This window comes from Streptomyces sp. NPDC041784 (genome assembly GCF_055591025.1).
This window is the reverse complement of record NZ_JBVJAB010000011.1, coordinates 48,092-60,908: the sequence shown is the minus strand read 5'-3', so window position 1 is coordinate 60,908 and position 12,817 is coordinate 48,092. Positions and strand designations below refer to the sequence as shown.

The window sequence follows — 12,817 nt, the reverse complement described above, 5'->3', positions numbered from 1 at the left end:
GCGGGCAGCGGCGGTTCTTTCGGTCAGCGCACCTTGTGTGCAGAGCACCGGCGGAAGACCGCTACGTCCTTGCCCATGCCCACGACGAGAACTCCGTCGGAGGTGAGTGCGACAGCGCGAGGACCGGGTACCGTCAGGATGCCTGCGGGCTCGCAGGAACGCAGGTTCCATAGCCGTACCGTATTGTCACCCGCGGTGACGGCGACGGGAGCGCCGTCCACGACCTTGCATGCCACCGCCCGTATCTGGCCGGTGTGGCCAGCCAGAGGCTGACCAACCAGGATTCTGGAGGACAGATCCCACACCTCGACTTTCTGATCGTTGCCGACGACGGCGAGGGGGGTGCCGTCCACCACCGCGCACGCCACCGCCGACACCACGCCGGTGTGGCCGGTCAGAGGCTGGCCGAGTTGGGTCCCGGTGGTCAGGTCCCACACCCGCACCGTCCTATCGGAACTGCCCGTGACCGCGAGGGGGGTGCCGTCCACCACCGCGCACGCCACCACCCGTACCTCGCCGGTGTGGCCAGTTAGAGTCTGGCGGGTCCCGGCGGCCAGATCCCAGACCTCGCCTTGCTCACTGTTGCCGACGACGGCGAGGGGGGTGCCGTCGACCATCATGCACGCCCCTGCCTCTACTGCCCCAAAGAGGCCAGTCACGGGGCGGCCGACCGGCGTCCCTGAGGCCAGATCCCATAGCTGGGCCTTGTGCGGGTGCCCGTTGAATTCGAGGGTGACGGCAAGAGGGGTGCCGTCCGCCACCGCCAGTACCTTGCCAGTGTCGCCAGCTAGTGGCTGGCTGACTCTGGCCCCGGAGGCCAGATCCCATAGCTGGATGCTGTTGCTGCCGAGGGTGATGGCAACGGGGGTGCCGTCAGGGGACTGCGCTCGCCACCGCGCTTTCGGCGGTGTCCTACGGCCTGGCTGCGGCGATCGCGGGCGGCGACGGTTTACCACCGCGCACGCCACGATCTGCACCTGGCCGGTGTGGCCGGTCAGGGGTCGGATCGCCGGGATCTCGGCGGTCAGGTCCCACACCCGCACCCCGTCATCACCCGCAGTGACGGCGACGGATGTGCCGTTCACCACCGCGCACGCTACAGCGTTTACTGCCCTGTTGTGGTGGCCCAGGGCTCGGCCGACCGGGGTGTCGACGGTCAGGTCCCACACCCGCACCATCCCATCGGAACCGCCGGTGATGGCGACGGGGGTGTTGTCGACCACCGTGCACGCCAACGCCTGAATCGGGCTGGCGGGGCCGGGCAGATGTCGGCGGACGGGTGTCTCGGTAGCCAGGTCCCACACTCGCACCCCGTCATCACCCGCAGTGACGACGGCGGCGGTGCCGCCCACCACCGTCCATGCCACCGCCCGTACCGGGCTTAGGCTCACTACCCCGCTTGGGCGTGACCAGCCATAGCCGGTCAGATCTTGGCGGACTGGGATCTTGGACGTCAGATCCCACACCCGCACGGCCCCGAGCTGGCTGCTGGTGATAGTGAGGGGGATGCCATCAACCACCGCGCAGGCCACCGCCGCTACCTCGCCGATATGGCCGGTCAGGGGCTGGCCGACTTGGGTCCGGGAGGTGAGGTTCCACAACAGTACGGTTCCGTCGGTGCCGCCGACGGTGACGGCGAGCAGGGTGCCGTCCACCACCGTGCACGCCACTCCCTGCACGAAGGTGTGGCCGGTCAACGGCGAGCCGACCAGCTTCCCGGTAGTCAGGTTCCATAGCCGCAAGGTCCCATCGGAGCCGCTGCCGGTGATGGCGAGGGGGGTGCCATCAACCACCGCGCACGCCACCGCCGACACCACGCCGGTGTGACCGGTCAGAGGATGGCCGACCTGGGTCCCGGTGGTCAGGTCCCACACCCGCACAGTCCCATCGGAACCGCCGGTGACGGCGACGGGGGAACCGTCCACCACCGTGCACGCCACTGCGTTCACCGGCATGGTGTGGCCAGTCAACGTATCCCGAAGCGCTGGCGAAAAGCCGCCCCCCGTAGCCCACTGAGCCACCCACTCCTCCTCTGGCACTCTCTGAGCCAGCCCCTGCCGCAGTTCTGTGGCCCCAGCCCGGGCCGCGTCAAGAACGAGAACGTGTCGGCGTGCCGCCGCAGTCGCCGCCACATGGATCCCGACAGACGTGCGATAGACCGCCGCAGACAGCCGGGCAGAGTCACTGTGAGCGTGGTACAGGTGCCGGATGAGCCCACGTGGGATGGCGTGGACGAGGTATTCAGTGTCGCCGAGGACGTCGTCCAGGTGGCCAGCCGCCGTCGCGTGGGCTGCGAGATAGCGGAGCGTGTACGGATGGGCGCGAGACCAATCGAGCGAGCCATCGATGCAGTAAGGGACCCGACTGATGAGGACCTCGGCGAAGGCCGCATGGACCGCCTTCCGGTCGGTGCCGTCGTGCAGATTTTCGGCCAGGGCCTGGTGATACAAGCGGTAGGCCGACCGGGCGGACTCGGTGGCTTCCACGACGTACGAGCCGGCCGCGCGCCGCAGCCACAGCACGTCGTCGTCCGTGTAAGCGCGGCCGGAGATCGCGGAGGCCAGGGGCGCCCAGATGTCCTCCCAGGGCAGGCCCTGACCCTCAGCGAAGGCCAGCGGCCGCAGCAGGTCGACGGCCCGTAGGGCGTCCGAGCCGAGACGGTGGGTGAGATCGTCGCGCATAGCCTGCCCCGGCAGGCGCGGCAGGGCGTCGCGCCATGCCCGGTCCGACGTGTCGGGGACGACGTCGTCGGCCGAGGCCAGGGTACTGGCGATGATGCGGGCGACGAGGAACGATGTCCCGGCGGCCTCGGCGACCGCTTCCGCCACCGGCCGCAGCACCTGGACCTGCCGCCGGTAGGGGGAGGAGGGGTGGGCTTCCAAGAGGTTGCGGACGGCGTAGGCGAGAATGGCCTGCGGGTCGGCGTAGCGAGGGGCATCGAGGTCGACGACCTGCTCGCGTTGGGCGGGGTGGTGCCGGTCGAGGCCGAGGCGGTCCAGCAGATAGGGGCGGGTGCCCAGGAGCAGCCGGATCCGACCGCCGGAGTGGTCGATCAACGGGCGCAGGATCCGGGAGCACAGGGTTTCGGGCGTGGCGGCCTCGTCGAGGGCGTCGACGAGCACCGTGAACGGCCGCCCGCCAGCTGGTGGGCCCAGGGCCTCAAGCAGTTCGCCGATGGTGTCGGCGCGCACCTTCGCCGCAGCGGCAATGCTCTGCAGGACGTCGGTGTCGGTGAGGTTCTGGGCATAGACAGCGACGTCGACCGCCCCCGCGTCGGGCACCAGGTGCGGAGCGAGGCCGAGCGCGTCGACGGGTACGGTGCGACGGCGTCCGGCGTGGGACAGGGCGGCGATCAGACCGAGCACGGCGGTCTTGCCCGACCCGGGACCGGCTGTAACCACCCGGCAGACCGACCCGAGGTCTGTAGCGGGCATGCGCAGCCAGTCGACGAGGTCAGCGAGCGCAGCATGACGGCCGCAAAACCACCACCCCTGTGCCGCGTCTCCGTGGTACCCCATGGCGCGAACCAGCAGCCGGGTGGTGAGCTCTGTCTCGCGGCGCCGGGCGTGTTCGTCGAACTCCGCGGCCCGCTGGATGGCCAGATCCACATCGGTCAGCCGCGTGCTGTGGCGAGGGTTAGCCAGGAACGCGGGCGGCTCCCCGGTCAGCCCAATCAGGGACAGGGTGATGCGCTGGAAACCGGGCCGATCGGGATGGTCGTTCATCTGTTGCACCACCGCGGACACCGACAGCGCCTCCGGACCGCGCCCGGCCGTGGCCCGGCTGCCCACGGCCTTGTCGAGCAAACGGGGGAAGAGACCGGCCTGCGCCTGCTGATGCGGCTGGGCCGAAGAGACAATCGCCAGTCCCGAGCCGGTGGCCCGCCCCCACTGAGCGCCAATGCGGTCCAGCGCCGCCGCAGCCAGTTCGTTGCCGCCCTGCCCGGAGAAGCAAGTGTCCAGCACCAGCAGCAGCCGTCGTACCTTGGTGTCCCGCAGGATCACCCGGGCCAGCTCCCCTGTGCGCAGGGAGGTGTAGGCGATGTCGTCCGGTTCGGTGTCGGCGGTGAGCAGCACATGATCGCCACCGTCGTCAAGGACCTCCCCGTGCCCGGAGATGTACACCGCCAGCAGGTCGTCCTCACGCCGGTCCGCCGACTTGCAGAACGCCCTTAGCTGATCGGTCAGTTGGGCCCGAGTGGGATCCAAGCCGAGGGCAGTCTGATGCCGGTAACCCAGCTCGCGAGTGAACAGGTCGATGACGCGCTCGCGGGCCTCAGCCAGCCCGGGCCTGTCCCAGCCGGGGCATTTCGGGTACCGCGCGACAGCCGTGGCGATCAGGAACCGGCGCGGCACTCCCGCACCGCCCTCGTCGGTCGCCGGGGTGCTCATTCCAGGCCCGCCGCGATCGCTCGCCCGCACAGCGCGTCCGTCAGGTACGCGGTCGCGTCGTGCGCGTGAGAACCGTTGTGGACCAGCGTCGAGCGCACAGCATCGCCAAACGCCGGGCGCAGGTCCTTCACGAGGGCCACGACATCATCCTGGTCGGCGAGGTTCGTCCACGCAAGGCGATCCCCTCCCGGCCAGATACCCCGCGCCGTGCCGCCCAGCTCCTGCGGCTTCGGCTCCAGCCGGTGCAGGATCAGGTTCGGGATGCCCAGTGGCGAGCCGAGGGTGACCAGAGCCCGCACCTGGTGCCCAGGCCGGGCGCACAACGCCTCATAGGCGACCACCGACCCCAGGGAGTGGGCCACCACCACCTGGGTATCCTCGCTCAGCGCCGCCAGTACCCGGCCTTGGGCCTGAGCCCGCACGTCCGGATCGAGCAGATAGCGGTGCACCTGTTTCACGTCGAAGACCATCGCGCGCAGTGCCACCCTGGCGAAGAACCGCGACGCCGACAGTGCCCGCAACGCCGCCTGCACCGACCGCGGCGTCATCACCAGCGTATCCGCCGCATCCGGAGGCACCACCGCCGGATCGGTCTCCGCCGCCGCCCGCCACCACGCCAGCAGCAACTCCCGCTCGAAACCCTCACCGACGTTTGCGGCACCATAGCGGGGATCGCCCACAGCTAGAAGCTGCCCCGCCGGACGGAAGACATCCCCGTAGAACGCCATCGCCACGTCCGACCGTGCCACCGCGCCATCCTCCCCAGCGCGGCGCAACCCATCGGCCATCGCGGGCCACCACTCCGTCAGGAGTGTGTCCTCGCCCCGTACTTGCTTGCCGATCCCATGGACCGCCACCACACGCGCCACCCGCACCCCCGAGCTCGCTGGCTACCGATAGCACTGTAGAGGCCACCACACGTCGCATCAGCCAAGACAGACATACTTGCCCAAGTCGGAGAGCGCCGCACACACGTGTCAGGCATTCGGACAGTTCCAATACCCGACTCCACCGTTAGCCAGCCCCGGCGGTTCCCAGGCCAAGTTCATGGCCGAAGTCAGCGCGGAGGAGCAGATCCGCAACAAGGATCTGACACTGGCGGCGTTCCGCGACTTCCAGAACGGAATCCGTCCCACCGGACCCGGCGCCCGCGACCTGATCGCCCACTTCGAATCCGTGGACGACAAGCTCCGCGAACTGCAAGCATCGTCTCCTGGCGTCCGCCCCGGAGACGAAGAAGTGATCCAACTGCTGGCCCGCCGAGCGAAGACGCTGCATCTGGGAATTGCGAGCTACTGCTGGTTCGCCGCCCCCTCCAGAGCGCTGTGCCTGCTGCTGGCCGGCACACCGAAAGCGGACAAGCCGCTGGTCGGCATGTGCGACTCGGCCCGCTGCCCACAGGCCACCCACCACAGCAGACACCGGCCGGTATGGGCCTCCAGCGCGGAGAACAAGAAGGTGTTCATCAGCAAGATCGGACGCGGCCAGAAGGACGAGAAAGCCCGCCTGCAGAAGGAACTCGACCGCGACCTTCGGGTGTTGGCCGAGATCGACGCCGCGACCGGAACGGCAGCATGACATGGGACGCATCAGCGAGAACACCCGAGCCCGCAACGAAGAGGCGATCCGAGCGGTAATGGACCGGCTGCTGCGTGGCGACCTGCCGCCCGGCGGCAAATGCGATCTGCGGACGCTCGCGGGCGAGGCCAGGGTGCCCCGCACCGCCTTCTACGCCAAGAAGAACCGCGACGGCACCACCCGACCAGGGCCGTATCAGCACCTGGCCCAAGAGTTCGAACGACGCCTGACCACCCTGCGCGACGCCGGGACGGTCCCCGATCCCCGGGCGGCGCAGATCGAAAGGCTCAAGGAGGCCAACACCGCACTCAAGTCCCGGCTGGTTCAACGCGATGCCGAGCTGGAGGCGCTCAAGGATTTCAAGCGACGCGCCCTCTCCCAGATCGCCGCCCAGCACCTGGAGATCGAACGTCTGCGAGGACAAGCCGCAGCCGTCGGCAACATCCGCAGACTCCCATCGAGCACGGCGGGAACGGCGCCGTACGGATCGGGCAGTTGACGCTGACCTGCCCCAGTCAGGGAGCGTGGGAGAAGCCGAAAAGCTGGCGGAGCGCCGCGGCCAACGGGGCGACGACGGCCAGGCCGATGGCGATGTGGGAGGAGTCGCGCCCCAGGGCCCCGCGGGCGGCGCGTGGTCGTGTGGCACAAGGTGGTTGACGCGTGCGCGGCCAGTGAAAAAATCTGTCACTTCCCCTATCGACAGGTCACAGCGTCATAAAACGCGCCCGCGATCCGGCTTGCCATTCGGTGGACGTCGTCGGACGGTCAGACGGACGGCAGGAAGATTCTCGAGGTCGCCGCCGCGAGAGTGCCCGGGACCACCCCAGAGCGGCGGCAAGGCCGGGCCAGTAGCCCTCCCCCGAAACGTTTCGCTGCCAGGGATTTCTTTAGGCCGCAGCCCGCGAGTTCAGGTCAACACCCCGCCAACCCCAAAGATTGTCATGCCCGGTTCACCTCTTGGCAATCTTGCTTCACCAGCCTCACACGAAGCGTGTCGATCACCAAAGGTGCATCCATCGAGAATGTGAGGACCGTAGATGCGAAGACGTCACGTGTACCGGGGATTAATCGCAGCGGCGGTCGGCGGAGTACTCACGCTGACCACCACAACCGCCACCCAAGCTGCGCCGCCAGCACTCACCGATCCAGCCAAGGCGACAGCGATTGCCGATCAGCTGGGCGACAAGCGCGCGGCTGGCGTGTACTACCGGAATGAACGAATCGTCGTCGCGGTCACCGATCAGGCTGCGGCGGAAACCGTGCGAAGTGCCGGCGCGGTAGCGGAGGTCGTACCCCACAGCACCGCCGAACTCGACTCCGCCAAAGCCAAACTGGATCAGCTGGCAGTGATCCCCAATACTGCCTGGAGCATCGACCCGAGCAACAACCAGGTGGACGTACAGATCTACGACGGGGTTTCCGCCGCTGACAGAGACCGAATTGAAAATGCTGTCTCTGGATACGGCGATGCGGTCAGCATAACGGAACACTCCGGCAAGATCGAATCGACCGCATACGCCATGCGCGGCGGATTGGGCATACTGTCGAACTACACCTCCGGCGGGACCAACTGGATCCGCACCTGCAGCGCCGGGTTCAACGTGCAGGATGACAACGGCAAGAAGTACATGCTCACCGCCGGACATTGCATGGAGGACGGCGCCGTCACCTGGCGCCGAAGGAGCGGGGACATTCCCCTCGGGAGGGCCACCGACTGGGCCTACGGAAACGACACGAACCAGTCCGACTACGGGGTGATGGCGTACACCAACCCCGACGTCTCGCCGTATGGGACGATCCAGTACAAGGACGGCTCGGAAGGGCAGATCTCGCGTTCCGCCTCCGCATTCGTGAATGAGGAGGTGAAGCGCGTGGGGACCATGAGCCAGGACTTGGTGGGCAAGGTGCTCTCAACGAACGCGACGGTCACCTATGACGACGGCACCAGGCTCAATCACATGATCAAGGCGAGTAACTGCGCGGTGCATGGTGACAGCGGAGGAGCCCTGTTCAGCGGTGAAACGGCTGTGGGTATCCAGTCGGGCGCCAACTACGCCGACGGGGATCTCTATCCCTGTGGAGATTCCGACGGCCAAGCGGACCGCGTCAGTTGGTACGAGCCGGTTTACCTCGTGCTCTCCTGGGAGGGCCTGAAAGTCTATTAGGCACGCGCACCTTCCTCTCGCTGCCTGCGGTCTGGATGGGCACACCGCAGGCGGTGCGAGAGGTCGTGAGTGAACCCCGGTGCCCCCCTCCGCGTCGAAGGTGTGGACCGGGGCTGGCGCAAGGAGTTGGTCAGTCTCAGCGCCATGCTCTTCAGCAGGGAATCCGTCGTCGGCGACGTCCAAGGGAACTCCATGAACATGCAAGCGAAGCGTCTCGTCAGCCTGCTACTCGCGCCCCTCCTGGGTGTCTGGCTCCTTGCCGGTTGCGGCGTTGATCGGGGCGCCGACGATGGCCATGCGAACAGTCAGTCGCCGCAGAAGCAGGAGAGGCGCGCTCGTGAAGTGGCCGACGCGTGGCAGGGGTCCGCGGCCGCGACTGCCTGGAGCCATGGTTACTACCCGATGGCCGACGCGGTACAGACGCCGGAATCCGGCTGGCTCTCCGAGGCGGACGAGCGGGCCTACGAGACCAAGAACTTCGTCTTGCGTGGAGATCTGCCGACCACCGCGACCGTGCCCGGGAAGGTGGAGTGGGGAAGCGGAGACACCCTGAGCCGTCCACTGATGGGGGCGAAGAAGGCGTACCAGTCGTTTGCCCTCAACCGCAGTGAGGGACCCCGGCTGACCGTGACGGGAGCGAGGCTCGGCGAAACGACGATCACGACGAGCCGAGGCACGGCGACCGTTCCCGCCTGGTTGTTCACGCTTGAGGGCTACGACACCCCGCTCAAGCGTGTCGCCGTCACCCCGTCAAAGCTTCCCAAGCCGCCGATCGGAGCGGCTCAGCAAGGGTCTGTCGGCGGTCTCAGGCGTGTCGCCCGGCTGGCCGGGACTGCGATGGACGGCCGGTCCATCACGGTGAAGGCCACGCACGGAGCCTGCGACGACGGCCCCGTCGTGAAGGTACTTGAGACGGACGAGAGCGTAGTGCTGTACGCCTCCATCGCAGGGGCACGGAGCGGGCCCTGCCGCACCGACATGATCGAACAGAGCGTGAAGGTGGAGCTGCGGAAGCCACTCGATGACCGTATTCTCCTGGATGCCTTCACCGGTCGGCCAGTGCCGTACGGAGAGCCTAACGGGCTGTCGCCGAGTTGGACCTAAGGGTTGTCCCGTAAACGATCTCCGTGTCTTCCGTGCCAGTAGCCCTGTCTGCTGCTCCTGATGTGCGGCAGACTGGGACAACAGACACGGCCGAGGGGGAGGGCGCATAGAGCACACCAGTGAGTCGATGATGGCTTGTAGTCCGTCGGTGCTGGACGCGCTTTGCGTTGCTGGGTGGACAGCAGGTCGCAAGATCGCCACTGCGGACTGGACACAGCAACTGATGGGTGCTGGGCTCGAACTCAACGACGTGGCGACGGCAGTCTGGGCCGAGTTCGGCGAGCTGACGATTGAGAGTTCCTCGGCCCGCGTCCCCGGCTCGTCGCTGTACATAGACCCCGTTGACGCCTGCATCGACGCCGCCGAGGAAGCGTCCACACTGAGGTGTCGATTCGGAGAGAACTACAGCCCTCTGGGCATGTGGTCGGTCCAGTTCAGGTCGTATATCGCGGCCAGCGGTCGCGTCGTCGCCGTGGGGCCGAACTGGCTCTGGCCCCTGGGTTCTACCTTCATGGAGGCGTTGGCCTACGTGGTGGATGGCGATGGCGGCGTCAATCGTGAGGAGCAGGCAGACTGGCTCGCCAACTGCCTCTCCGGCAGGTGAGACGATCTTGCGGTGGCTGGTGTGATTTCGGCTTCGGAGCCGTCCTGGATAGCCCCGTTCACCGGGCTGAGCCCTCGCCTGTTCCGCAAGCTGGTGACCGTACTGCGGCGCGAGGGTGCGGACGCGGTCCGCAAGGGCCGGCCGTGGAGCCTCCCGCTGGAGGACCGGGCACTGCTGGTCGCGGCGTACTGGCGCACGAACCTGACGATGCGCCAACTCGCTCCGCTCTTCGGGGTGTCCAAGTCGGCAGCGGACCGCATCATCAACCACCTCAGGCCGATGCTCGCGCTCCAACCCCGCAAGCGGTTCGCCAAGCACACCGTGCTCATCGTGGACGGCACCCTGGTCCCGACCCGGGACCACACGGTGGCGAAGCAGTCCAAGAACTACCGGTACTCGACCAACCACCAGGTCGTCATCGACGCCGACACCCGCCTGGTCGTCGTGGTGGGACGGCCTCTCGCCGGAAACCGCAACGACTGCAAGGCGTGGGAGGAATCCGGTGCCAAAGCCGCCGTCGGCAGAACACTCACGATCGCCGACGGCGGCTATCCGGGCACTGGGCTCGTCATACCCCACCGCCGACGCAAGGGCGAAGACTTTCCGGACTGGAAGGAAGCACACAACAAGTCCCACAAGCAGGTCCGCGCCCGCGTCGAGCACGTCTTCGCGCGCATGAAGACCTGGAAGATTCTCCGCGACTGCCGCCTCAAAGGCGACGGAGTCCACCACGCCATGCTCGGCATCGCCCGGATGCACAACCTCACCCTCGCCGGATAAACGGGCAGCCCTCACAACGGCCAACCACGCCCGAGGCAGCTCGTAGATCATTTACGGGACAGCCCTTAGTGTGCTGTTCACTCCATTCAAAGAGCGGACCAGCCTCGAGACGGCGAGCGGATCTGGATACAGACTAGTGGCGATGACTGCCGTGCGGACCAGCCGCACCATGCAGGGTCGATCACCAATGCGAAGCGGCCTACGGACAACTCCAAGCGCCCGTCGACCGTGAGGACAGCGCAAAGCGCATCCCTGCCGCCGTGATCTCGATCACACCACTGGAACGTGAAAGGAACACAGTGCCCCGTCGCACCGCGACACGCGCGTCGGACTGTCCTGCCGGGTAAAGCGACACGACCTGCGGGGGACAGGGTCTCTGCCGACACAACCGTCGCCGCAACCCACGTCCAGCGCCCGGCCATTGGCCGGCGCGGGAACGTGCTCGGCCAGCAGGGCCCTCTCGGTCTGACCGACCCGTCGAAAGCCTCGGTCCTGCGTATAGTGGCGCTCCCACTGGTCCCGGCGGACGTAACCCACGTAGCTGCTCCTCATCGTGTGGTGGTTCGCTTTCGCGTCGGATTCGGCGCCGGTCAGGTCATCCCGTGAGCGGGTGCGCGAACTGGGGACGGGGTCCGGGTCATCCGCATGAGGGCGGGGTCGCTCCTGAAACCGAGCGCGGCGTACAGCGGGGCGGAGTCGTCGGAGGCGTGCAGCTCGTAGAGCGTCACGCCGTCGCCTTCCAGGTGCGCGAGCAGCGCGGTCAAGGCGGCCTTGGCATAGCCCCGGCGGCGGCAGCCGGGAACGGTGGCGACGGCCTGGATCCGCGCGGCCAGCCCCTTGGGGTACCGGGGGGCGGGGAGCACGGTATCGATCAGGGCGAGAGCACAGGCCGCGAGCCCGCCCTCGGGCGCGTCGACGACGTAGGCCCGGGCGTCCCCGCCCGGGACAAGGCGCGCGGCAAGGTGGTCGCGGCACATGGCCAGCCAGTCCTCGTCCAGCGCCTCGGACAGGATGAGTTCGGACCTCAGACGGGCGATCTCACTCGCATCGGCAGAAACCGCGAGGCGCGGCACACCACCCATACGGGGCCCCGGCACCGTGGGCTCTGTGTGCGCGTAACCGCCGACCTGGAAAGGGCCCTGCCCGGCGTCGTCCAACTGCTCATGGTCGTGGCCGAGGACGGCGGTGCGCTGAGCGGCGTGCCGGAGCACCAGATCGCGTGTCGACGGGCTCAGGCGCAGCCGGTGCAGCATCTCGGGCGGGAACCAGCGCAGCAAGACGCCTTCGGTGAGACGCAGCCGGTCGGGGTCGCCGTTCCACCGGCCGGCGAACACCTTGATCAGTACGCACAGTCCGTCGGTCCCGGTGGCCTTCTCCACGGCGAAGGGCTCAAGGACCGGCACGACAAGGTCGGGAATCTCCTCGCCGAGTTCGCGCCGGACCGTGTCCTCGATCGTCTCGTCCTCCGGCTCGCTGCCGCCGCCGGGCAAGTCGAATGCCCCTGGCTCCCAAATATCCGGGAGATTGTCGCGCAGGTGCAGCAGGTACCGGCCCGCGTCGTCGAAGATCAAAGCCGAGGCGTTCACCGGTTCCGGCCGGCCGTCGAGCTCCGACTCCTGCAGCTTGGCGCGCAGCGTCGGCGAGCTGACTTCGGCGAACGGGCGCCACTCGGCTCCCGCTACCTCCGTGTCCTGCAGGACGAGGTCGGGCTGCTCCTCGGCCAGGTAGAACGCGAACCTGAAGTCGTAGTGCCGGTGCGCCGGCTCTCTTTTGTCCGGGCGGGCGTCGATGTCGTGACAGTCGATGTCGATGGGGACGCCGAGGAGTGGCGTCAGGCACAGGTTGCCGGGCTTGATCCCGGTCTCCTCGCCCACCTCGCGCACGGCCGCGGCGAGCAGCGTGCGATCGTGCGGCTCGGGATGGCCGCCGGGGACGAGCACCAGGCCGCTCGCCCTGTGGAGGATGTGCAGCACCCGCCGGTCACGGTCGATCACCACGGCACTGCACGTGATGTGTGCCGGCATCGTTGTATGGCTCGTCGGATCGTCGGTTCCGTCGAGTACCGCCAGCAGCGCTTCCCCGACGGCGTGTTCGGCGGGGTGGCGCACCAGGTACGTCTGGACGAGAGCGCGGATTTCGGATGGGGCGGGCGGCATGTCAGCACCTCTCGAAAATCGGGGGACAGGGATCAGCGT

Annotated in this window: 9 protein-coding genes; 6 read left to right on the top strand and 3 right to left on the bottom strand. The window is 67.7% G+C overall.

Annotated elements, in window-relative coordinates:
- Nucleotides 1-23: 23 nt before the first annotated feature.
- Together ACZ6D7_RS24220 and ACZ6D7_RS24215 are read right to left on the bottom strand one after the other, a co-directional pair.
- Nucleotides 24-4,391: a caspase family protein gene (locus tag ACZ6D7_RS24220; protein WP_469494312.1), complete on the bottom strand. Its 4,368-nt coding sequence runs from the start codon at nt 4,389-4,391 to the stop codon at nt 24-26.
- Nucleotides 4,388-5,260 (bottom strand): lipase family protein, encoded by an 873-nt coding sequence (locus ACZ6D7_RS24215; RefSeq protein ID WP_469494310.1) that lies wholly within the window; start codon nt 5,258-5,260, stop codon nt 4,388-4,390. The genes ACZ6D7_RS24220 and ACZ6D7_RS24215 overlap by 4 nt, the downstream gene beginning before the upstream one ends.
- Before the next feature lie 178 nt (nt 5,261-5,438).
- Between ACZ6D7_RS24215 and ACZ6D7_RS24210 the strand changes: the two genes are divergently transcribed.
- The 6 genes from ACZ6D7_RS24210 (at nt 5,439) to ACZ6D7_RS24185 (ending at nt 10,622) form a co-directional block, all read left to right on the top strand.
- Nucleotides 5,439-5,969, top strand: coding sequence for a hypothetical protein (locus tag ACZ6D7_RS24210; RefSeq protein ID WP_469494307.1), 531 nt, complete (start codon nt 5,439-5,441; stop codon nt 5,967-5,969).
- 1 nt (nt 5,970) lies between these two features.
- Nucleotides 5,971-6,468, top strand: a complete 498-nt coding sequence (locus ACZ6D7_RS24205; RefSeq protein WP_469494305.1) for a hypothetical protein — start codon at nt 5,971-5,973, stop codon at nt 6,466-6,468.
- A gap of 538 nt (nt 6,469-7,006) precedes the next feature.
- Entirely contained in the window at nt 7,007-8,134 is a 1,128-nt protein-coding gene (locus ACZ6D7_RS24200; protein ID WP_469494302.1) for a S1 family peptidase, read from the top strand.
- 144 nt (nt 8,135-8,278) lie between these two features.
- Nucleotides 8,279-9,238 (top strand): hypothetical protein, encoded by a 960-nt coding sequence (locus tag ACZ6D7_RS24195; RefSeq protein WP_469494299.1) that lies wholly within the window; start codon nt 8,279-8,281, stop codon nt 9,236-9,238.
- A gap of 148 nt (nt 9,239-9,386) precedes the next feature.
- Nucleotides 9,387-9,842: an SUKH-3 domain-containing protein gene (locus tag ACZ6D7_RS24190; RefSeq protein WP_469494296.1), complete on the top strand. Its 456-nt coding sequence runs from the start codon at nt 9,387-9,389 to the stop codon at nt 9,840-9,842.
- 12 nt (nt 9,843-9,854) lie between these two features.
- Nucleotides 9,855-10,622 (top strand): transposase, encoded by a 768-nt coding sequence (locus ACZ6D7_RS24185; protein ID WP_469494293.1) that lies wholly within the window; start codon nt 9,855-9,857, stop codon nt 10,620-10,622.
- 590 nt (nt 10,623-11,212) lie between these two features.
- Here ACZ6D7_RS24185 and ACZ6D7_RS24180 read toward each other — a convergent pair.
- Nucleotides 11,213-12,778, bottom strand: a complete 1,566-nt coding sequence (locus ACZ6D7_RS24180) for an NUDIX hydrolase (protein ID WP_469494290.1) — start codon at nt 12,776-12,778, stop codon at nt 11,213-11,215.
- Nucleotides 12,779-12,817: the final 39 nt, after the last annotated feature.